Source organism: Geobacillus thermopakistaniensis (assembly GCF_000498995.1).
GTDB lineage: Bacteria > Bacillota > Bacilli > Bacillales > Anoxybacillaceae > Geobacillus > Geobacillus thermoleovorans.
In genome coordinates this window covers 18,151-39,171 of sequence record NZ_AYSF01000001.1, presented here as the reverse complement: position 1 = coordinate 39,171, position 21,021 = coordinate 18,151, and the positions used below count along the sequence as shown (strand labels likewise).

The following is a 21,021-nucleotide window of genomic DNA, read 5'->3' as shown; positions in this document are numbered from 1 at the left end:
GAAGGGGATGGGAACGATGATGAACCTAGCTTGGGTCGTGCCGCTGTTCCCGCTTGGTTCGTTCATTCTGTTGCTGCTGTTCGGACGGAGATGGAAACAGGCAAGCGCCTATGTCGGCATCGCCGCGGCGTTCTTGTCGCTGCTTTTGGCGCTCGCGGTGCTTGTGGACCGCCTCGGCGGGTCGACGTATGAGGCAAACTGGACATGGATGACGATAGGCGGCGTGACGTTGACGGTCGGGATTTCCGCCACCGCCCTAAACGCTTGGATGCTCGTCGTCGTCGCACTCGTCAGCTGGCTCGTCCATGTGTATTCGCAAGGGTACATGGCTGGCGATGAACGGTTTTCCACCTTTTACGCGTATTTGGGCCTGTTTACGTTTGCGATGCTCGGTCTTGTGCTGTCGCCGAATTTGCTGCAGGCGTACATCTTTTGGGAGCTCGTCGGGCTTGGATCGTTTTTGCTGATCGGTTTTTACTTCTATAAGGAAGAAGCAAAAGCGGCGGCGAAAAAAGCGTTCATCATGACGCGCATCGGCGACGTTGGCTTTTTCATCGGCATGATGTTGCTCTTTTGGCAAACGCACAGCTTTGATTACGACGACATTTTCCGCGCCGTCGGCGACGGGACGCTGTCGCCGGGGATGACGACGCTCGCGGCGATCTTGATTTTCATCGGCGCCATCGGCAAATCGGGGCAATTTCCGCTCCATACATGGCTTCCAGACGCGATGGAAGGCCCGACGCCGGTGTCGGCGCTCATCCACGCTGCGACGATGGTGGCGGCCGGTGTGTACCTTGTGGCGGCATTGTTTCCGCTGTATGAGGCAAGCCATGCAGCCATGATGACTGTGGCGACGATCGGCGGGGTGACGGCGATTTTCGCCGCGACGATCGGCTTGGTGCAGACGGACATTAAGCGCGTCCTCGCGTATTCGACGATCAGCCAGCTCGGTTATATGATGTTGGCGCTTGGCGCCGGCAGCTATGTCGCGGCCATCTTCCATTTGACGACGCATGCGTTCTTTAAAGCGCTCCTCTTTTTGGCCGCCGGGAGCGTCATTCATGCCGTCCGTACGCAAAACATCGAGGAAATGGGCGGGCTTTGGCGGCGGCTGCCATGGACCGCGCCGCTATTCCTCATTGGGGCGCTGTCGATCAGCGGGGTTCCGCTATTCGCCGGCTTTTTCAGCAAGGACGAAATTTTGGCCGCCGCCTGGACGAACGGGCCGCGCCTCCTCTTTTGGCTCGCGGTCGCTGCCGCGCTGTTGACGTCGTTTTATATGTTCCGGCTCTTTTTCCTCGTCTTTGCCGGCAAAGCGCGGCATCATGAGGATGCTCATGAAGCGCCAGCCTCGATGGTGGCGCCAATGCTTGTGCTCGGCGTGCTGTCGATTGCATCCGGATACATGCAAACGCCATGGTTTGGCTCGTTCCTTGGCGAATGGTTGACGGATGGAGCGTATCGTCATGAAGCGGCGCCGGGATGGATCGCTGTTTTGGCGACGATCGTGTCGTTTGCAGGGATTTTTCTCGCTTGGCTGATGTACGGGGCGCAGAAAATGCCGCGCGATTGGCTGTCCGCGCGTGTTCCGTATGTTGATGAGCTGCTGCGCCGTCATTACTACATCGATGACATTTACCGTTTGACGGTCGTGTCGCTTGTGTCATGGATCAGCCGCCTGTTGACGTATGTCGACCGCTTCCTTGTTGAAGGGCTCGCCCGGCTTGCCGCCGGCATTGTCGGCGCGGCCGCCTCGGCTGGGTCGCGCGGGCAAAACGGGCAGGCGCAGACGTATGGGGCGGTGACGGTGGCCGGATTGGCGATTTTGGTCGTCATTTTCGCCTTAACAGGGGGGTACTGGCTATGATGTTTTTATCGCTGCTCGTCTTTTCGCCGCTGTTAGGCATCGTGTTGCTGATGTTTGTCCGCAAAACGGATGAACGAATGATTCAATGGCTCGGAACGGCTGCCACCGTACCGCCGCTCATTTTGGCGTTGTTTGCTTTCATTCAGTCCGGGCGCGGGTTTCGCCTCGAGCGGCTCGACGAAGCGCGGGACTGGGTGCGGCTTGCTGACCTGCCATTTTTGACGGACGCGGCGTATGTGATCCGCTATGAGCTCGGCATCGATGGGCTGTCGCTTGTCTTTATCGTTCTGACCGCGGTGTTGGCGACGTTGGCCGCTTTGGCGTCGATGCTTGTCAAAACGGAGAAAAAAGGGTATTTTCTCTGGCTGCTGGCGCTTGAGATTGGCATGCTCGGCGTATTTTCCGCCGCCAATTTCGTTTGGTTTTTCCTCTTCTTAGAAGTGACGTTGGTCGCTATGTTTTTGCTTGTCGGCAAGTGGGGCGGGTTTGAGCGCGAGCGGGCGGCGTACAGCTACTTGTTGTACAACGGGCTCGGCTCGGCTTTGTTGCTTGTTGTGATCGCGGTGCTGCTTGCCCGAACTGGAACAGCGAACTTTGCCTTGCTTCATGAAATGTTACATAATCCAGCGGCGGAAGGGCAACTGATTGCGCCGTTGACGGAGGAAGGGAGTCGCTGGCTGCTCGGCGGGCTGTTGTTGGCATTTGCCGTCAAGCTGCCGGCTGTTCCGTTCCACCGCTGGCTCATCCGCGTCCACGTCGAAGCGCCGCCGCCGGTGGTGATGCTTCATGCCGGGGTGTTGCTGAAAATCGCAGCGTATGGGATGATTCGCTTCGGGGTCGGCTTGTTTCCGGATGAGTTCCGCTCGTTTGCCGGCGTTCTCGCTCTATTTGGCGTCATCAACGTGCTGTACGGCGCGCTGTTGGCGCTTCGCCAGCGCGAATTGAAGCGCGTGCTCGCCTACTCGAGCGTGTCGCATATGGGGGTCGTGCTCATCGGACTCGGTGCGTTGAATGAGGCCGGCATTCAAGGAGCGGTCTTTCAATCGGTGGCTCACGGACTCATCTCGGCCTTGTCGTTTTTGCTTGTCGGCGTGCTCGCTCATCGAATGGGAACAACGGACATCAACCGGCTTGGTGGACTGACGAAAGCGATGCCGCTCTTTTCCGGGTATTTGCTCACAGCGGCGCTCGCCTTGCTCGGTCTGCCGGGGCTGGCGGGATTTGTCGGTGAATTCACGTCGTTTCTCGGGCTGTTTCAAACGAAGCCGGCCCTTGCCGCCGTGGGTGCGCTTGGATTGATCTTCGCCGCTGTCTATTCGCTGAAAGCCGTCCTTGATATCACGTTCGGCCGCCCCCGCGACCGGCGGGAAGCGGTCATGGGCTGGCGTGAGCCGCAAGCATCTGCGGCAAGCCTAGGTGAACCGCAAGGGGGCGTCGTTGACTTGCAAGGAAAAGAAGCTGTGCCGGCGTTCATCCTCGTCGCGTTGATCGTGGCCGTCGGCGTCTATCCACAGCTATTGGCCGCGCCGCTTACGGCCGTCGTCAAGACGATGATGAACGGGCTAGGGGGTTGATCACATGAACGATGTATGGCAATCCGATTGGAGCATGATGGCGCCCGAATGGATCGTCCTCGCGGCCGCCATAGCGCTGTTGGTGATGGACTTGGCGCTGCCGAGTGATCGAAGCCGCCGGCCGCTTGCTTGGGGCGCCGCGGCGGCGGCGGCGCTCGCCATGATCGCGACAGCGGCGATGATCCCGGCCGGGTCGGCATCGATTTTGCATGATACGTTCCGGCTCGATGCGTTCGCCAAAGCGTTCAAGTTCATTTTGCTGGCTGGCGGAGCGCTCGCTCTGCTTTTAGTGGCCGAATGGGCGCCGAAAGAAGGCAGTCCGCACCGCGGCGAATTTGTCTATATGATGTTGTTTGCGCTGCTTGGGGCGATGATGATGGCGTCTAGCGGCGATTTGCTTACATTATTTGTCAGCCTTGAGCTGCTTTCGGTGTCGTCCTACATTTTGGCCGGTTTGCGCAAAACGGCGCCGGCATCGAACGAGGCGGCGCTCAAATACGTCATCAATGGCGGCATCGCCACCGCCATCATGCTGTTTGGCATGAGTTATGTGTTCGGCTTGACCGGAACGACGAATCTCGGCGGCATCGCGCGCCGCTTGCAGGAGACGAACGAGCCGTACATGCTTGCTTTGGCGTTTCTGCTTTTGCTCATCGGCGTTTCGTTTAAGCTGGCGACTGTTCCGTTTCATATGTGGGCGCCGGACGTGTACGAAGGAGCGCCCGTTCCAGCGACCGCGTTTTTTGCCGTCGTGTCGAAAACGGCCGGCTTTGCCCTTCTTCTCCGTTTGCTGGTGACGATCTTTGCCGCGGCGCCGTCTGAAGGGCGTGACCCATCATCGCTTCTTTTGTCGATGCAGCCGATCATCACCGTGTTAGCTGGATTGACGATGATCATCGGCAGCGTCGTGGCGCTTCGGCAGCGGAGTTTAAAGCGGCTGCTCGCCTACTCAGGCATCGCCCACGCCGGCTACTTGCTCGCGGGGTTTGCCGCGATGTCATGGGCGATGATCGATTCGCTCTGGATGTATTTGCTCGTCTATACGTTGATGAACATCGGGGCGTTTGCCATTATTGCCCATATTGTCAATGAAACCGGATCCGATGATTTGGATGGGCTCGCCGGCTTATATCGGCACCGCCCATTTCTGGCTGCGGCGTTCGGGCTGTTTTTGCTCTCGCTCGCCGGCATCCCAGGAACAGCTGGCTTTATCGCCAAGCTGCATATTTTCATCGGCCTTGTCGTCACAGAGCCGGGCCATTATGTGCTCGCCGCCGTGATGGCGATCACGACCGTCATCTCGTACGTGTATTATTTCAATTTGATCGTCCAGCTCTTTTTCCGCCCGACGTTCACCGCGCCGCTTGGCCGGCTGCCGGCCGGGCTGTCGACCGCCGTCGTTCTTTGCGCGCTTGGAACGTTGGCGATCGGCTGGGCGCCGGGGCTTGCTTACGATATGCTTGCCCAGTTTGGGCATTTTGGCGATTTTTTGCCGTAACGGTAGAATAAAGGGAGAGGGAGAATGCCTCTCCTCTTTTTTTGCGCCGCCGGCTTCGTTTGGAAAGGAGGGGATGCGCTGCGTGCTTTGCGCAGGAAAGCTCCATCGAGCAATGTTTGCTTTCCACCTAGCATGAAAGTTTCAAGGCCTGCGCATTTTCATAGAAAGAGGGGAATGCTCATCCCGCTGGCTTTGTTTCGGGACGAGGAGCACCTTGGATGTGCGGCCGGTGCTGTTTCGGGGGAGAAGAGCTTGTCATGCGACGCTTAATCTGTTTTCGAAACGCATGAAGTGCTTTGGCTGCACGCCGCGTTCCGAAAAAGAGGAAATGCTTCGTATGCGCCGTTTCACATATGCTTGAGAAAGAGGTGAAACTTGATGATGCTGGTCATCGGCCAACAAGCGTTGATTTCGATTATCGTTCATTTGGCGTTTCTAGCGGTGACGTGGTGGACGCTGCAGGCGGTGCGGCTCGAGGTGCTGCTTCGGCCGAACCGCGTCGTCCAAGGGCGGCTGCTGTACATTTTATTGACGATTGCCATCGGCTCGACGGTGGCGAACTTTTTCCTTGACTATTGGGCTTGGTCAACCGATTTGCCGTATTTGTTCCGCGAATAGGGAGGCCCGGGGCGCCGTGGTGCTTCGGCTCCCCCTCCAACTGTCCGCTTGCCCCGCCCTCTGTCCGGCCGATCCGTTCTTGCCGCCGCCTCTTTGCTCCCCGTCCCGTCCCCTTCTTCCATGGATTCTCGGCTGTTTGCCCTCCGCTTTGATGTTTATTTATGAAAGCGATTTCAAAAATCGCCGGTTGTCGATTTTTTTGACGTATGTTCCCTTGCCCGGTGGCAACAATAACAAGTAAGGAGAGGAAGGGAACGAAGATGAGAAAAAATCCAATCTGTTGGCTGATGGCGCTGGCCGCCGCGGTCTTGTTGTTGGCCGCAGGGCAATACCGGACGGAAGGCGCGCGGGGGAACGAATGGTCCGAACCGTTGGAAATGATGGCGCACACATTGGCGCAACACGGTGCCTCGCTCGGCCGCTGGGTCGTGTACACAAGAGAGTATGCCCACGATATTCAAAATGATGCGGACTTTTTCAAAAAAATGGCGGAGTTCAAACAAACATACCGCTCCTTCCGCTGGACGTTCCACCAAACTAGCCATTGGCAAAAAGTGATCGGCACGAATGAACATTCCTTTTTTCGTGAACAAATCCAGCTCGTGATGACCGTCACAAATGGAACGCCGCAAACGTATATCCTCTATGAAGCGACCGGCCCAACGTGGAGCCAAGCTGGGTGGAAAGAAGCAGCACAGCACATTCAAAAAACGACGAACGGACTATTTGTGAATCACTCTACATTTTTCGCTTGTATTGAAGGCGAGTTCAGTGGTAATATGGAAGGTGGTTTGTTCGATCAAGCTTCTCAATTGCTTCGCGATTTTCAAGCGACGCCTGTCGAGTGGCTGCGGGAAGAGTCACTCGTTTCCCTGTCTGCATATACTGGGCAGTGGAAGAACGTTCTCCCGGCCGCCAATCATCAGCCGATCAACCTGCAACTCGCCTTGAGAGAAAAATTGGGCGGCAAGACGCGCGTCGTTGCTGGAACCCCAATCATTACCATTGAATACTAATATAGAGAAATTGGACGCGGAGGGGAATACCTTGGAAAAGATCATCGTCCGTGGCGGAAACCGGTTGAGCGGCACCGTCAAAGTGGAAGGCGCAAAAAATGCCGTTTTGCCTGTCATCGCTGCCACTTTATTGGCTACGAAAGGAACAAGTACGATTCATGATGTGCCTGCTCTTTCCGATGTATATACAATCAGTGAAGTGCTCCGCTATTTAGGCGCCGATGTGCACATTGCCGACGAGACGGTCACCGTCGATGCCACCGGTCCGTTGACGGTGGAAGCGCCGTTTGAATATGTGCGAAAAATGCGCGCGTCGGTGCTTGTCATGGGGCCGCTGTTGGCGCGCAACGGCCGAGCCCGCGTGGCGCTGCCGGGCGGCTGTGCCATTGGCTCGCGCCCGATCGATCAACATTTAAAAGGATTTGAAGCGATGGGCGCGTCTGTGAAAGTCGGCAATGGCTTTATCGATGCGGAAGTGAACGGACGGCTCCGCGGCGCCAAAATTTATTTGGACTTTCCAAGCGTCGGGGCGACGGAAAACATTATGATGGCCGCCGTGCTCGCGGAAGGCACGACTGTGATCGAAAACTGTGCGAAAGAGCCGGAAATCGTCGATTTGGCGAACTTTTTGAACGCGATGGGCGCCAAAGTGCGCGGCGCCGGCACCGGAACGATTCGAATCGAGGGAGTTGACGAGCTCGTCGGCACAACGCATACGGTCATTCCGGACCGCATCGAAGCCGGCACGTTTATGGTGGCGGCGGCAATCACCGGCGGCAATGTCCTCGTGCAAGGAGCCGTTCCGGAACATTTAGGCTCGCTGATCGCTAAACTCGAAGAAATGGGCGTGACCGTCATTGAAGAGGAAAGCGGCTTGCGTGTCATCGGTCCGGAAAAGCTGAAAGCCGTCGACATTAAAACGATGCCATATCCGGGCTTTCCGACCGACATGCAGTCGCAAATGATGGCTCTCTTGTTGAAAGCGGAAGGCACGAGCATGATCACCGAGACGGTGTTTGAAAATCGCTTTATGCATGTGGAGGAATTCCGGCGCATGAACGCCGATATTAAAATTGAAGGGCGTTCCGTCATTATCAATGGCCCGTGCCAGCTGCAAGGCGCCGAAGTGGCGGCCACCGATTTGCGCGCAGCGGCGGCGTTGATTTTGGCTGGACTCGCGGCGGACGGCTACACGCGCGTGACCGAGCTTCGTCATCTCGACCGCGGGTATGTCCGCTTCCACGAAAAGTTGGCTGCGCTTGGGGCCGACATTGAACGCGTCCGCGAAGAAACAGAACAATTCGACCAAATTCAAACGATCCAATGGAACGGATAAAGAGCGAAAAACGACCGTGAACTGCCTTCGAGCAGGGAATGGTCGTTTTTTCTTGGAACACGGGCGACCGTCGAAGGACGGTAAAAAACAACCGTTCGTTCCTAACGGTCTGTTTTGAAGCTCAGAGAAAGACCGTCTGTATGAAATTTCACCATAAGCTTGATCGCATCGCGCGAAGCAAGTCGCGACGGTGGTGAAACATGTGCTTTCGAGAACCCCCTTGTTCCATCGCCCCCTATTCAGTCACCGACTTTTTTCAACGGCTTCATGTTTAGCAGGATGGCGATTTAAGGGGAAATGCTGTTCTCCAACAGTGTTTCTCAAATGGAAAAACCTTGCAACACCATAGCGTCATTCCTTGCGATTTCTCACAAACTGAGCGAATCCGTTGTTTTTCACCAGCCTTTTAGGCGGAGTGCGAAACGCGCTCATGGAGGTTTTGGCTGGAAAGAAAACTGTCATATATACTTGTCCGAGCCCATAACTATAGTAACGAACCGAAGCCAACGCAGGCATTCATTCGCGATGTCCGCTTGTGCTTGGAAAATGCATATTGGGGGCTCGGCTATGGTGAAACGACTGAAACCGGTGATGGCGCTCGCTCTCTCGCTGTTTGTCGCCATCCTCGTCATTCCGACGGCGCTCGTTCTTCCATTTTATGACGGGAAGGTGGCCAAATTGGCCGAACAACTGCACAAGCAAGAACAAGTCCAACGGTCGCAGGCAGCCGAAGGACCGTCCATCGACGTGGCGGTCTATCGAAGCAAAGAACAACGCGTCGAACATATTCCCCTCGAGCAATACGTCATCGGCGTCGTTGCGGCGGAAATGCCGGCCGAATTTGAACTCGAGGCATTAAAGGCGCAAGCGTTGACGGCAAGAACGTACATCGTGAAGCAATTGCTCGCCAACCAGCCGTTTCGCCTGCCAAAAGGAGCGAATGTGACCGACACGGTGGCTCATCAAGTCTATTACAGCGATGACGAACTGCGAAAACTATGGGGCAGCGACTACGATTGGAAAATGAAAAAAGTGACAAAAGCGGTGATGGACACGCAAGGGCAAATTTTGACATACAACAATGAGCCGATCGAGGCGCTGTTTTTTTCGACAAGCAACGGCTATACGGAAAATTCGGAAGCCTATTGGCAAAGCGATTTTCCGTATTTAAAAAGCGTCGCCAGCCCATGGGACAAACAATCCCCGAAGTTTTACCAGCGAAAAACGATGCCAGTGGCGGAATTCGAGCGAAGACTGGGGGTCGAACTGCCCGCTGACGGCTCAGTCGGCGTCATTGTATCGCGCACTCCCGGCCGACGTGTCGGCGAAGTGAAGATTGGCGGCAAGACGTTTACGGGCCGCGATGTGCGCGAACGGCTCGGATTGCCGTCGAGTGATTTCACCTGGGTGCGCAACGGAGATGACATCATCATTACGACGAAAGGCTACGGCCATGGCGTCGGCATGAGCCAATACGGAGCCAACTTTATGGCCAAAGAAGGGAAAACGTACGCTGACATCGTCAAATATTATTACCGCGGCGTTCATATTTCGTCGGCGACGGCGTTTTTAAACAAATTGACCGCGAAAAATGGATGAACCGGGGTTCTGCCGCCCCGGTTTTCTGTCAAATGTTCGGGGCAAACGGCAGGGAGACGCCCCTCGCCATGCGCCCCTCATTTTTTTGCATAAAATCTAGTCGAATGTCAAAAAATAAGTGAAAAAATTATTTTCTATGTGTATATCTTTTCCTCTTTCTGTTCAAAATGGTTGCTGAGGTGATGAACATGAGAGAGGAACAAAAACAATCGTCGCTGAAGCGTCTGTTCCGCAAACGTTGGGTATTTCCGGCGATCTATTTATCGTCTGCCGCATTAATCGTCGCTGGTGCGCTTTGGTTCCAATTGGGCAAAGAGGAGAATACGGGCAGAGACAACGTGGCGAAAAACGGCACCGCCCAGCAAGAAAATCCGGCTGTTCCGGTCAATGAAACGGTCGAAACGATTGCGATGCCGGTGCTTGATCCAAATGCGGTGCAAGTGAAAACGCCATTCTACGATGACAAAGCATCGGAAGCAGAACAGGAAGCAGCCCTCGTCTTTTATGATCATACGTACCACCCGAACCAAGGCATCGATCTTGTGCGCCAAGACGGCAAAACGTTTGATGTCACCGCTTCCTTAAGCGGCACGGTGACGAAAGCGGAAAAAGACCCGATTTTGGGATATGTTGTCGAAATCAATCATGAACAAGGGGTCACGACCGTCTATCAATCGCTCGCTGATGTGAAAGTCGAAGCCGGCGACACGGTGAAACAAGGTGAAGTGATCGGCAAGGCAGGGCAAAGCGAATTCAACAAAGAAGCCGGCATCCACGTCCACTTTGAAATTCGCAAAGACGGCCGGGCGGTCAACCCGATCGACTATGTCGACAAACCGTTGACGGCTTTGACTGACAAAGCGGAAGACAAAACGGGAACCGATCACGCCGCCACGAGCAAAGAAAAAGAATTGATGCCAAGTGACGAAACAGCGCCGACAGACGAAAACCCAGCGAATGAACAACCATCGGCTGACGACCATTCGACGACGCCAAGCGACAACAATCAAGACGAAAACAACGACGCTTCATCCTACAAAACGCCAGACGCCTCGATCGGCATGGCAAGAGCGTAATCGACAAGGCGTCGAGCAAGAGGAAACGAAAAACGCGACGAAAAGGCCTGTCCGTTTGCCAAGACAAGCGGGCGGGTCTTTTTTCATCGTCGTTTCACGAGACTTTTGCACCGCAGGGGCTGCGGACGGGGATTGAAAAAGCTTTTAACCTCATGCTAGAGCCGTTATAATGATAGAAAAATGGATGCTAGGCGGGTGACAAGGCGATGAAACTAGATGACATCGACCGCAAAATTCTTGAACTGTTGATTGAAGATGGCCGCATGTCGTACGTCGACATCGGCAAAAAGCTGAACCTTTCGCGCGTCGCCGTCCGCGAGCGGGTCAATCAGCTCGTCAAGCACGGTGTGATTGAAAAGTTCACCGTTGTCATCAATTCAGAGAAATTCGGCAAGCAAGTTTCAGCGTTTTTCGAGGTCGACTGTGAACCAGCGTATTTGGTCGAAGTAGCGCAAAAGCTGGCCGAAAACCCGAATGTAGCGAGCTGCTACCAAATGACAGGCCCGAGCACACTCCATATGCATGTCCTCGTTGAAGATTTTGCCGCCCTTGAAAAATTCATCAATAACGAGTTGTACGCGTTGGAAGGCATTACGAGAGTTGAAAGCCATATTTTGCTTCGCCGCTTTAAGAGTCGGACGGGGTTGAAGTTGTAGCCGCCGCCTCTGGTAGGGCCGTGAAGCCCGGTAAAAAGCGTCCCGTAAAGGGGCGTTTTTTATTCATAATAAAAAATTCAATTTTTTTGAGAATTATGTAGAAAAATGATTCGAATTCCTATATAATCATAAAAAACAAAATAAAAATTAACTTTGTTAAATATCAATTTAATTTTAATTAACAAATGCATATAAAATTCTCTTTTATATAAACAACAGAAAGGAGTGAATATGATGGCGGGGATGATTGTCAGAAGATTTTTTCAGCTTATCCTCCTATTGGTCGGTATCTCGTTCCTTGTCTTTACGAGCATGTATATCGCTCCGGGGGACCCAGCAACGATCATTGCTGGCCCGACCGCATCACAGTCAGACATCGACGCCATCCGCGAAGATTTAGGGCTTAACGACCCGTTCCTTGTCCAGTATGGCCGTTACATAAGCGGGGTGCTCCATGGCGATCTTGGTTATTCGTACCAAACGAAGCAGCCGGTGTGGGAAGCGATCATGACGCGGTTTCCGAACACGCTTAAGCTAGCCATTGCCAGCATTATTGTGGCGGTAATCATTGGTGTCGTTGCCGGCATTATTTCTGCCATCCGGCAAAATTCATGGTTTGACGTCTCCAGCACCGTCTTTGCTTTGGCAGGCATTTCGATCCCGAACTTTTGGCTTGGCACCGTACTCATTTTAATTTTCGCGGTCAACTTGCAGTTGCTTCCAGTCGGCGGGCTGGATCAGCCGTTTTATACGGCAGAAGGGTTGAAGCAGCTGGTGCTGCCGGCCATTACGCTCGGGACCGGGTCAGCGGCGATGATTGCGAGAATGAGCCGTTCGTCGATGCTCGAGGTCATCCGAGCCGACTTTATTCGGACAGCACGGGCCAAAGGCTTAAGAGAGCGGACGGTCATTTGGGTGCATGCCTTGCGCAACGCCATGATTCCAGTCATTACTGTTATTGGCTTAAACTTTGGTTTTTTGCTCGGCGGCACGATCATCACCGAACAGGTTTTTGCCATTAACGGCGTCGGCCGCCTGATGGTGCAAGCCATTGCCGCCCGGGACTTCCCGATGGTGCAAGGCTCCGTCTTGCTTGTTGCTACGTTGTTTGTCTTAGTCAACCTGATTGTTGACATTATTTATACGTTTATCGACCCGCGTATTAGTTACGATTAAAAGAACGATAGAAAGGGGGAAAATCGATGGAAACCGGTGCAGCGGTGAATACAGGCCATGCCACAGCCGGCCTTGGACGCAAGAAAGAAAAAATGTACATCACCACGATCAAGCGGTTGCTGAAAAACAAGTTGGCAGTTGTGGGGCTTGTCATCATCGCTATTCAAGTACTCATGGCCATCTTCGCCCCGTGGCTCGCCACCCATGATCCGATAAAGCAAAATTTGTCAGCGGCTGAGCTGCCGGTTTTTTCCGATGGACATTGGCTCGGAACCGATAACTACGGGCGGGATATCTGGAGTCGCATCGTGTATGGCGCTCGCATTTCCCTCGTTGTCGGCATCGTTTCCGTCAGCTTAGGGCTGATCGGCGGGGTGGTGCTCGGCCTGTTAGCAGGGTATTACAGAAAACTCGACGGACTGATCATGCGGATTGTCGACTTGCTGTTTGCGTTTCCAGGAATTTTGCTTGCCATGCTTATCATCGCCATTTTAGGCACCGGCTTGATTAATGTGGCGATCGCTATCAGTATTTGGTCGATCCCGACATGCGCCCGCATCGTCCGCGGCAGCGTCTTGTCAGTAAAAAATCGCGAATATATTTTGGCGATGAAAGCGCTCGGGGCGAGCAACGCCCGCATTATCATCAAGCATATTTTGCCAAACTGTTTGGCGCCGATCATTGTGTTTGCGACGATGCGCATGGCAACTGCCATTTTATCTGCTGCCTCGCTCAGCTATTTGGGGCTTGGCGCTCAGCCGCCGACGCCGGAGTGGGGGGCCATGATTGCCGCTGGCCAGGCGTTTATGTGGACGTCGCCGCACATGACGGTCGTTCCAGGCATCGCTATTATGCTCGTCGTTTTCGCCTTTAACGTCGTTGGCGACGGATTGCGCGATGCGCTGGATCCAAACATGGATATCAATCAATAAAAAACTTATATATAGTGTGGAGGGAAAGCCAGTGAAAAAGAAAACGTATTGGTCGTATGTTGTGCTTGCTTTTGTTCTTGCCGTTTCCGCGGCGTTGGCCGGATGCGGAGGCAAATCCGCTTCTAACAACGCCTCGTCCAGTTCGCAAGGGAAAGGAAACGTCGCCCAGGAATTGACGTATGCGACGACATCTGACGTCGTTGGCCTTTCGCCGATTTTAACGAACGATTCTGTCTCGTCTGCCGTTATCGAGCAAGTGTATGAAACGTTGTTCGTCCGTGATCCGGAGACGATGGAAATCAAGCCGCATTTGGCGGAATCGTATGAAACTCCGGATGATAAGACGTGGGTCATCAAATTGAAAAAAGGAATTAAATTCCATGACGGCACCGACTTTAACGCGGAAGCGGTCAAGTATACGTTTGATAAACTAAGAGACCCGAAGACAGCGGCGCCAAGGGCATCGCTTCTTGAACCGGTCGAATCGGTGGAAGTGAAAGATGATTACACGGTAGTGATCAAAACGAAATACCCGTATGGTCCGATGTTGGCGGCCTTGTCGCATACGAACGCTTCCATTGTCAGTCCAACGGCTGATCAAAAACAAGATTTAATGAAACAGCCGGTCGGCACTGGCCCGTTTAAATTTGTTGAATGGGTGCCGGGCGACCATGTGACATTAGAGAAAAACGATGACTATTGGCAAGGGGCGCCGAAGTTGGAAAAAGTGACGTTCAAAGTTGTTCCGGAAGTGACGACGGCGATTTCGATGCTGCAAACGGGCGATGTGCAATTTATCGACAATATCCCGGCTGAACAGTTGTCCCGCGTCGAATCGATGAAAAATGTTCAGCTGATCAAAAAGGAAGGCACACCAGTCTACTATTTAGGCTTTAATATGAAAAAGAAACCGATGAACGAGCTTGCCTTCCGTCAAGCGGTTTCCTATGCGATCAACAAAGATGAGTATATCCAGCAGCTGAAAGGGCTTGGGGTGAAATCAAACAGCGTCATCGGTCCGAAAGTGTTCGGTTATGATGAATCGTCAGAAAACGTCGCTTACACCTATGATCCTGAAAAAGCGAAACAGCTCGTTGAAGAGCATGGCTATAAAGGAACGAAAGTGAAAATTTTGGTCGCCAATACGGCAAATTACATGAAAATGGCGGAGATCGTTCAAGCACAGCTGAAAGAAGTCGGTATCAACGCCGAAATTGAATCGATGGAGTGGGGCACCTTCCTTGATGCAACAAAGCAAGGAAAATACGATATCACATTCCTTGGTTGGACCAACAGCACGGCGGATGGCAGCGAGCTGTTTTATCCAAACTTCCATTCGAAAAACGCTGGAGTATCGAACCGGACGTTCTACAACAACCCGACATTCGACAAACTTGTCGAAGAATCACGTACGACGATCGATCCAGAAGTGCGGAAACAAAAGTTGAAAGAAGCGAATGAATTCTTGTTGAAAGATGCTGCCGTTGTTGTAATGAACCATGGCGTCGTGACGGCGGCTGTTGATCAATCGGTGAAAGGATTGGAGATCGATCCGACAGGACAATGGTCGCTCTATCACGTTCATAGAGAGTAGGGGATAGCATGGCTGAAACATTGTTGCGTGTCGAGAACCTTGTCACGACCTTCAGCACGGCGGAGGGAAAAGTCTCCGCCGTGCGGGGGGTTTCTTTTTCCGTCCGCAAAGGAGAAACACTCTGCATTGTCGGCGAATCAGGGTGCGGGAAAAGCATCACCTCGCTGTCGATTATGGGGTTGCTTCCTAACAACGGGAAGATTGAGAGCGGATCGATTGAGTTTGCAGGACGCGACTTGGTGAAATTGCCGAAAGAAGAGTTGCGCCGCATTCGCGGCAATGAAATCTCGATGATTTTCCAAGAACCAATGACAGCGCTCAACCCTGTGTTTACAGTTGGTTATCAACTTCGTGAGCCATTGATGCTTCATAAAAGACTGTCAAAACGGGAAGCGCACGAACAAAGCATTGAGCTGCTCAAGCAAGTCGGCATCCCATTTCCGGAAAAGCGGATGAAACAATACCCGCATGAGTTGAGCGGCGGGATGAGGCAACGTGTCATGATCGCCATGGCGCTTGCCTGTCATCCGAGCTTGCTCATTGCGGATGAACCGACAACTGCTTTGGATGTGACCATTCAGGCACAAATTTTGGATTTGATCAATGAGTTGAAACAAAAATTGAATATGGCCGTCATTTTGATCACTCATGACATGGGCGTGGTCGCGGAAATGGCGGATCGAGTGATGGTCATGTATGCTGGTGAGAAAGTGGAAGAAGGCGATGTCGAAAGTATTTTCGCCAACCCGCGCCATCCGTACACAAAAGGGTTGTTGAAATCCGTGCCAAGCGTGGATGATGAGGAGTATTCGCTCGAACCGATTCCGGGGACGTTACCCAGTTTAAATGAACAAATTGACGGTTGCCGCTTCCACCCGCGCTGTCCGTTTGCGACCGACCGATGCCGCACGGCGCCGCCGCTGGAGAGAAAAATCAGCAACAACCATTCTGTCCGTTGCTGGCTAGAGGAGGGTGCTCACAGCCATGAGCCAGTCCAAGCAGCCACTTCTTAAGTTGGAAAACGTTAAAAAATATTACCCGATCAGAGGGGGAGTGTTGCGACGCATCCAAGGCTACGTCAAAGCAGTGGAGAACGTTTCCCTTGATGTATTTGCCGGGGAAAGCATTGGCATCGTCGGCGAGTCAGGGTGTGGAAAATCGACCCTTGGCCGGACGATTCTTGGCCTTGAAGAGGCGACGGGGGGCGCCATCTTCTTTCGGGGGGAAGAGATCAGCCGTTTGCCGGAACGGCAACGCAAAAAGTGGAAAAAAGAGATGCAGATGGTGTTTCAAGATCCGTATGCGTCTCTCAACCCTCGCCAACGCATCGGACATGCCTTGGAGGAAGCGTTTATCATCCATACGAACATGACAAAGGCCGAACGCGAAGAGCGGGTATTGCATTTGCTTCAAGAAGTCGGGCTTCGTCCGGAACATTACGACCGATACCCGCATGAATTCAGCGGCGGGCAGCGACAGCGGATCGGCATCGCCCGAGCGATCGCCTTAAACCCGTCGCTCGTTATTTGCGATGAGGCGGTCTCTGCGTTGGACGTATCGGTTCAAGCGCAAATCATTAAACTGTTAAAAGACATCCAAGAAAAACATGAACTGACGTATTTGTTCATTTCCCACGATTTAGGGGTCGTTCGTCATTTTTGCGACCGGGTGCTTGTCATGTATTTAGGCCATACGGTGGAGCTAGCTCCATCTCGGGAGTTGTATGCCAATCCGCTCCATCCATATACAAAAGCATTGCTGTCCGCCATTCCTCGGCCGAAGCCAGGCGCGAAGCGGGAGCGCATTCGTCTTGAAGGGGATTTGCCGAACCCGGCCAACCCGCCAAAAGGATGTCCGTTCCATACGCGCTGCCTGGTGGCGACCGAACGATGCAAACAAGAGCGGCCGGAGTGGAAAGAAGCGGCTCCAGGTCATTTTGTTGCTTGCCATGAAGTGAAGTGAGGAGGGGTTGCCATGGACTACTTATACCATCCATACCCATCGCAGCGAGTGACGGTGTTCGCCAAAAACGGCGTTGTGGCGACATCGCAGCCGCTCGCGGCGCAAGCGGGGCTTGAGGTGCTGAAAAAAGGCGGCAACGCCATCGATGCCGCCATTGCCGCCGCCGCCTGTCTGACGGTCGTCGAACCGACATCGAACGGCATCGGCGGCGATGCGTTCGCTCTCGTCTGGACGAATGGGAAACTGTACGGGCTGAATGCGAGCGGCTATGCGCCAAAAGCGATCTCGATCGAAGCGTTGAAAGAGCGCGGCTATACGGAGATGCCGAAGTACGGTTTTGCCCCGGTGACCGTGCCGGGCGCGCCGGCGGCGTGGGCGGCGCTGGCGAAGCGCTTCGGCCGCCTGCCGCTTGCCGAAACGCTCGCTCCGGCGATCGCCTATGCGGAAAACGGCTACCCAGTATCGCCGGTGCTGGGCAAATACTGGGCGAACGCTTATCGGGTGTACAAAGAAGCGCTGAACGGGCCGGAGTTCGCCTCGTGGTTTGCGACGTTTGCGCCGGGCGGCCGCGCGCCGAAGATCGGGGAAGTGTGGGCGTCTCCGGACCATGCGGCGACGCTCCGCTCCATTGCCGAAACGGAGGCGGAAAGCTTTTACCGCGGCGAGCTGGCGGAAAAAATCGCCGCCTTCTCGAAGCAATACGGCGGCTTTTTGGCGGCGGACGACCTCGCCGAGTATGAACCGGAATGGGTCGAGCCGATCTCCGTCTCCTACCGCGGCTATGAGGTGTGGGAAATTCCGCCGAACGGCCAAGGGATTGTCGCGTTGATGGCCATCAACATCATGAGCGGGTTTGACGTGCCAAGCGTCCCGGATGTCGAGACGCACCACCGGCAAATCGAGGCGATGAAGCTTGCCTTTGCCGATGGGAAAGCGTACATCGCCGACTGCCGCTATATGAACTGCAGCCCAGACGAGCTGTTGTCGGAATCGTTTGCCGCGATGCGCCGGGCGCAAATCGGCGAGGAGGCGCTGACGCCGGAGCCGGGAACGCCGCCAAAAGGCGGAACGGTCTATTTGGCCGCCGCGGACGGCGAAGGGAATATGGTGTCCTATATTCAAAGCAATTACATGGGCTTCGGCTCCGGCCTCGTCGTCCCAGGCACGGGCATCGCCCTGCACAACCGCGGCCATAACTTTGTCTTCGATGAACACCATCCGAACGGGTTGGCGCCGCGGAAAAAGCCGTACCATACGATCATCCCCGGCTTTTTGACCAAAGGCGGCACGCCGGTCGGCCCGTTCGGCGTCATGGGTGGATTTATGCAGCCGCAAGGGCATTTGCAAGTGATCATGAACACCATCGATTTTGACTTGAACCCGCAAGCGGCGCTCGATGCTCCCCGCTGGCAGTGGATGGAAGGAAAAACGGTGCTCGTCGAGCCGCACTTCCCGCGCCATATCGCCGAAGCGCTCGCACGCAAAGGGCATGACATTCGCTTTGCCTTAGACGGAGGTCCGTTCGGCCGCGGACAAATCATTTGGCGCGATCCTGACACCGGCGTGCTTGCCGCCGGGACGGAGCCGCGCACGGACGGGGCGGTCGCCGCTTGGTGAGACTCACGATAAAGGGATGACTTCGATGAACCAGTGGCATTTGTTTCTCGCTTTTTTCCGCGTCGGCATGCTTGGATATGGGGGCGGCCCGTCTTCGATCCCGCTTGTGCGCGCTGAAGTGGTGGCGAAATACCGCTGGATGGCGGATGAAGAATTCGCTGAAATTCTGGCCATCGCCAATGCTTTGCCCGGCCCGATCGCCACGAAGCTTGCCGGCTATATCGGCTACCGTGTCGGCGGCGCGCTCGGTTTAGTGAACGCCGTGTTGGCGACGACGGCCCCGACGGTCGTGTTGATGATCGTGCTGTTGGCCGCCTTATCCTCGTTTAAAGACACACCATGGGTCGCTGGGATGACCAAAGCGGTCGTGCCGGTCGTGGCCGTCATGCTTGCCGAGATGACGTGGCAGTTCGCCAAACAGGCGCGCGCCGCCCTCGGCTGGCGGCCGGCCGCCCTGCTCCTTCTTGCCTGCTTTTTGGCCTTGCAGTGGCTCGGCCTTCATCCGGCGCTTGTGGTCGCAGTGTTGCTTGCGGCCGCGTTTGTCGGCCGAAGCAAGCCGAAGGCGGTGGATAGAGACAAAGGCGGAGAAAGGAGGGCGTCGTCATGATCTACTGGCAGCTGTTTCTCGCCTTTTTTTGGCCCGGCATTCTCGGCTACGGCGGCGGCCCGGCTTCCATCCCACTCATCGAGCACGAGGTCGTTGACCGCTACGGCTGGATGACGGTCAACGAATTCAGCGAGGTGCTGGCGCTTGGCAACTCTCTTCCCGGCCCCATTGCGACGAAAATGGCAGGTTATATCGGATACGAACAAGCCGGCGTCCTTGGCGCTGCCATCGGAGTGTTTGCCAGCGTCGCTCCGTCGCTCGTTTTGCTGTTGGCGCTGCTTGGGCTCTTGTACAAATGGAAAGACGCGCCGCAAGTGAAGCGGCTCACCGCCTACATCCGCCCAGCGATCGCCGTGATGCTCGGGATTATGGCGATCGACCTTTTCCGCGAATCGTACGAAGGGGCCGGGCTCGGCCAAACGGCGTTTCTCACCGCCGCGAGCGCTTTTTTGCTGCTGGGCAAATGGCGCATCCACCCAGCGTACGTCATCGTCTTGGCGCTTGTGTATGGGGCTTTCTTTTTGTCGTAATGCAGGGAAAATCTTTTCGGCGCTGCAACGGGATGCTTCATCCATGGGTGAGCATCCCTCTTTTTGTGGCAGCGCGGGCAAAAAAGAACATCGATGCAGAAATTCCTGTTGGAAAAGGCCGCAAAAAGCGCTCGGGACAGGAGCGTTTTCCTAATTTAGACGCCGGATGGCGAGCGCGGCAACAGCCGCGAAGGCAAACCAGCAGCGCCTTCACTCGACCGTAAATGTCGCCTTCGCCCGCGCGTTCGGCCAGTTTGGATCAGCGAGCCACCACTCAAGCGTATACGTCCCCGGCTCTAGGTCGCGGAACGTTTCCTGAAACGACAGCTCTTCCCCCTGTTTTAACGGCCGTTCCTCATAAATTTGCGCAAACATCTTCCCTTCGCTGAACTGCTTCATCTTTTGTCCATCGCGGTATAAAACGTAGTCATACTTTTTCGAGCTCGTAAACGTCACCGTTTGCACGCGTTCGGTTTGGTTTTTCACCGTGAAGGTAAACACGTATGCCCCGTTTTGTTTTTCATATGTCAGCGATGGCTCAAGCGTCCCGGCGATGATGCCTTTTCCGCCCGCGGGCGCCGGTTTGCCTGATGGCGCTGGGGCAAGCAAATCGTCTTTCGCTTGCGGCCGTTCGTCGGCATTGACATGCACGAGCAGTGCGCTCGCTGCCGCTACCCCTGCTAACGCCGCGGCGATGCCGATCACTTTTCCTTTGCCCATGTCGGTGCCTCCTTTTTACCTCTTTATAATATAGTCGTTTCCCATTTCGCTCTCGTTACAAACCGCAAAAAAATTGTGAAAAAACCGTTGTCCGCCTTGATATTTCTGGTATATATGCCCGATTTGTCTAATAAAATGTTACAAATTGAACAGCAATGAGAGTGGTTGAGGTGGGGATCGTTCACAACCGGCAAGCGACGCGATGAAGACGCTTCTAAGACATCCAACGAAAGCGGCGCCCATCATTGGCAAGACGAGTCTCATTTCACACTTCTCACTTCTCACATCCAACCTAGGGAGGGCGAGTGGTGTGCACGATTACATCAAAGAGCGTACGATCAAGATTGGCAAGTATATCGTGGAGACAAGGAAAACCGTTCGCGTCATTGCGAAAGAATTTGGCGTATCCAAAAGCACCGTGCATAAAGACTTGACCGAGCGGCTGCCGGAAATCAACCCGGAACTGGCCCAAGAAGTCAAACAAATTCTCGATTACCATAAATCGATCCGCCATTTGCGCGGCGGGGAAGCAACGAAGAAAAAGTATAAAAAGCAGACGGTGAAAAACAACTGACTTTTTCCTTGCCATCTGCCGTTTGCAGTATCATTCCGGGAGGCAAATATGGTAGAATAAACAATT

Annotated in this window: 19 protein-coding genes; 18 read left to right on the top strand and 1 reads right to left on the bottom strand. The window is 54.3% G+C overall.

Annotated elements, in window-relative coordinates; all coding sequences use genetic code 11:
• The first annotated feature begins 16 nt into the window (after window positions 1-16).
• The 17 genes from nuoL (at window position 17) to T260_RS137675 (ending at window position 19,661) form a co-directional block, all read left to right on the top strand.
• Window positions 17-1,870 (top strand): NADH-quinone oxidoreductase subunit L, encoded by a 1,854-nt coding sequence (gene nuoL, locus T260_RS137590; RefSeq protein WP_025039089.1) that lies wholly within the window; start codon window positions 17-19, stop codon window positions 1,868-1,870.
• The gene (locus tag T260_RS137595; protein WP_015376053.1) at window positions 1,867-3,444 is read left to right on the top strand and encodes an NADH-quinone oxidoreductase subunit M; all 1,578 of its coding nucleotides are present in this window, start codon (window positions 1,867-1,869) and stop codon (window positions 3,442-3,444) included. The genes nuoL and T260_RS137595 overlap by 4 nt, the downstream gene beginning before the upstream one ends.
• A 4-nt stretch (window positions 3,445-3,448) precedes the next feature.
• A complete protein-coding gene (nuoN, locus tag T260_RS137600) occupies window positions 3,449-4,942 on the top strand; it encodes an NADH-quinone oxidoreductase subunit NuoN (RefSeq protein ID WP_023633284.1) in 1,494 nt (497 codons plus the stop codon).
• Window positions 4,943-5,320: 378 nt separating this feature from the next.
• A complete protein-coding gene (locus tag T260_RS137610; protein WP_014196942.1) occupies window positions 5,321-5,560 on the top strand; it encodes a DUF1146 family protein in 240 nt (79 codons plus the stop codon).
• Window positions 5,561-5,820: 260 nt separating this feature from the next.
• Window positions 5,821-6,576 carry a YwmB family TATA-box binding protein gene (locus T260_RS137615; RefSeq protein ID WP_011232809.1) on the top strand — a complete coding sequence of 252 codons (756 nt, stop codon included), beginning with the start codon at window positions 5,821-5,823 and terminating at the stop codon, window positions 6,574-6,576.
• Window positions 6,577-6,607: 31 nt separating this feature from the next.
• Window positions 6,608-7,912: a UDP-N-acetylglucosamine 1-carboxyvinyltransferase gene (gene murA, locus T260_RS137620; RefSeq protein WP_014196941.1), complete on the top strand. Its 1,305-nt coding sequence runs from the start codon at window positions 6,608-6,610 to the stop codon at window positions 7,910-7,912.
• 567 nt (window positions 7,913-8,479) lie between these two features.
• The gene (spoIID, locus tag T260_RS137625; protein ID WP_011232807.1) at window positions 8,480-9,511 is read left to right on the top strand and encodes a stage II sporulation protein D; all 1,032 of its coding nucleotides are present in this window, start codon (window positions 8,480-8,482) and stop codon (window positions 9,509-9,511) included.
• Between the two features lie 188 nt (window positions 9,512-9,699).
• Entirely contained in the window at window positions 9,700-10,587 is an 888-nt protein-coding gene (gene spoIIQ, locus T260_RS137630) for a stage II sporulation protein SpoIIQ (protein WP_023633283.1), read from the top strand.
• A 206-nt stretch (window positions 10,588-10,793) separates the two neighbouring features.
• The gene (locus T260_RS137635; RefSeq protein ID WP_015376050.1) at window positions 10,794-11,243 is read left to right on the top strand and encodes an Lrp/AsnC family transcriptional regulator; all 450 of its coding nucleotides are present in this window, start codon (window positions 10,794-10,796) and stop codon (window positions 11,241-11,243) included.
• A gap of 234 nt (window positions 11,244-11,477) precedes the next feature.
• Window positions 11,478-12,419 carry a nickel ABC transporter permease gene (gene nikB, locus T260_RS137640; protein ID WP_021321924.1) on the top strand — a complete coding sequence of 314 codons (942 nt, stop codon included), beginning with the start codon at window positions 11,478-11,480 and terminating at the stop codon, window positions 12,417-12,419.
• A gap of 26 nt (window positions 12,420-12,445) precedes the next feature.
• A complete protein-coding gene (locus T260_RS137645; RefSeq protein ID WP_021321925.1) occupies window positions 12,446-13,351 on the top strand; it encodes an ABC transporter permease in 906 nt (301 codons plus the stop codon).
• A 31-nt stretch (window positions 13,352-13,382) separates the two neighbouring features.
• Window positions 13,383-14,945: a glutathione ABC transporter substrate-binding protein gene (locus tag T260_RS137650; protein ID WP_021321926.1), complete on the top strand. Its 1,563-nt coding sequence runs from the start codon at window positions 13,383-13,385 to the stop codon at window positions 14,943-14,945.
• Between the two features lie 8 nt (window positions 14,946-14,953).
• A complete protein-coding gene (locus tag T260_RS137655; RefSeq protein ID WP_023633282.1) occupies window positions 14,954-15,958 on the top strand; it encodes an ABC transporter ATP-binding protein in 1,005 nt (334 codons plus the stop codon).
• Window positions 15,930-16,907, top strand: a complete 978-nt coding sequence (locus T260_RS137660; protein ID WP_023633281.1) for an ABC transporter ATP-binding protein — start codon at window positions 15,930-15,932, stop codon at window positions 16,905-16,907. The genes T260_RS137655 and T260_RS137660 overlap by 29 nt, the downstream gene beginning before the upstream one ends.
• A gap of 12 nt (window positions 16,908-16,919) precedes the next feature.
• On the top strand, window positions 16,920-18,524 hold the full coding sequence (locus T260_RS137665; RefSeq protein WP_023633280.1) for a gamma-glutamyltransferase family protein: 1,605 nt from the start codon (window positions 16,920-16,922) through the stop codon (window positions 18,522-18,524).
• Between the two features lie 25 nt (window positions 18,525-18,549).
• Window positions 18,550-19,131 carry a chromate transporter gene (locus T260_RS137670; RefSeq protein ID WP_011232804.1) on the top strand — a complete coding sequence of 194 codons (582 nt, stop codon included), beginning with the start codon at window positions 18,550-18,552 and terminating at the stop codon, window positions 19,129-19,131.
• Complete coding sequence (locus T260_RS137675) at window positions 19,128-19,661, top strand: chromate transporter (RefSeq protein WP_011232803.1); 534 nt, start codon at window positions 19,128-19,130, stop codon at window positions 19,659-19,661. The genes T260_RS137670 and T260_RS137675 overlap by 4 nt, the downstream gene beginning before the upstream one ends.
• A gap of 210 nt (window positions 19,662-19,871) precedes the next feature.
• On the opposite strand, the gene T260_RS137685 is transcribed toward T260_RS137675, so the two are convergent.
• Window positions 19,872-20,381 (bottom strand): BsuPI-related putative proteinase inhibitor, encoded by a 510-nt coding sequence (locus T260_RS137685; protein WP_011232802.1) that lies wholly within the window; start codon window positions 20,379-20,381, stop codon window positions 19,872-19,874.
• Between the two features lie 310 nt (window positions 20,382-20,691).
• On the opposite strand from T260_RS137685, the gene spoIIID reads away from it, so the two are divergent.
• Window positions 20,692-20,955 (top strand): sporulation transcriptional regulator SpoIIID, encoded by a 264-nt coding sequence (gene spoIIID / locus T260_RS137690; protein WP_011232801.1) that lies wholly within the window; start codon window positions 20,692-20,694, stop codon window positions 20,953-20,955.
• The last annotated feature ends 66 nt before the right edge of the window (window positions 20,956-21,021 follow it).

Bases quoted from the DNA above. Each gene is read 5' to 3' on its own strand.
- nuoN (WP_023633284.1), top strand. From the start codon at position 3,449: ATGAACGATGTATGGCAATCCGATTGGAGCATGATGGCGCCCGAATGG.
- T260_RS137615 (WP_011232809.1), top strand. From the start codon at position 5,821: ATGAGAAAAAATCCAATCTGTTGGCTGATGGCGCTGGCCGCCGCGGTC.
- T260_RS137670 (WP_011232804.1), top strand. From the start codon at position 18,550: ATGAACCAGTGGCATTTGTTTCTCGCTTTTTTCCGCGTCGGCATGCTT.
- T260_RS137685 (WP_011232802.1), bottom strand. From the start codon at position 20,381: ATGGGCAAAGGAAAAGTGATCGGCATCGCCGCGGCGTTAGCAGGGGTA.
- T260_RS137655 (WP_023633282.1), top strand. From the start codon at position 14,954: ATGGCTGAAACATTGTTGCGTGTCGAGAACCTTGTCACGACCTTCAGC.
- T260_RS137660 (WP_023633281.1), top strand. From the start codon at position 15,930: ATGAGCCAGTCCAAGCAGCCACTTCTTAAGTTGGAAAACGTTAAAAAA.
- T260_RS137665 (WP_023633280.1), top strand. From the start codon at position 16,920: ATGGACTACTTATACCATCCATACCCATCGCAGCGAGTGACGGTGTTC.
- spoIIQ (WP_023633283.1), top strand. From the start codon at position 9,700: ATGAGAGAGGAACAAAAACAATCGTCGCTGAAGCGTCTGTTCCGCAAA.
- T260_RS137675 (WP_011232803.1), top strand. From the start codon at position 19,128: ATGATCTACTGGCAGCTGTTTCTCGCCTTTTTTTGGCCCGGCATTCTC.
- T260_RS137635 (WP_015376050.1), top strand. From the start codon at position 10,794: ATGAAACTAGATGACATCGACCGCAAAATTCTTGAACTGTTGATTGAA.
- nuoL (WP_025039089.1), top strand. From the start codon at position 17: ATGATGAACCTAGCTTGGGTCGTGCCGCTGTTCCCGCTTGGTTCGTTC.
- T260_RS137595 (WP_015376053.1), top strand. From the start codon at position 1,867: ATGATGTTTTTATCGCTGCTCGTCTTTTCGCCGCTGTTAGGCATCGTG.
- T260_RS137645 (WP_021321925.1), top strand. From the start codon at position 12,446: ATGGAAACCGGTGCAGCGGTGAATACAGGCCATGCCACAGCCGGCCTT.
- nikB (WP_021321924.1), top strand. From the start codon at position 11,478: ATGGCGGGGATGATTGTCAGAAGATTTTTTCAGCTTATCCTCCTATTG.
- spoIID (WP_011232807.1), top strand. From the start codon at position 8,480: ATGGTGAAACGACTGAAACCGGTGATGGCGCTCGCTCTCTCGCTGTTT.
- T260_RS137610 (WP_014196942.1), top strand. From the start codon at position 5,321: ATGATGCTGGTCATCGGCCAACAAGCGTTGATTTCGATTATCGTTCAT.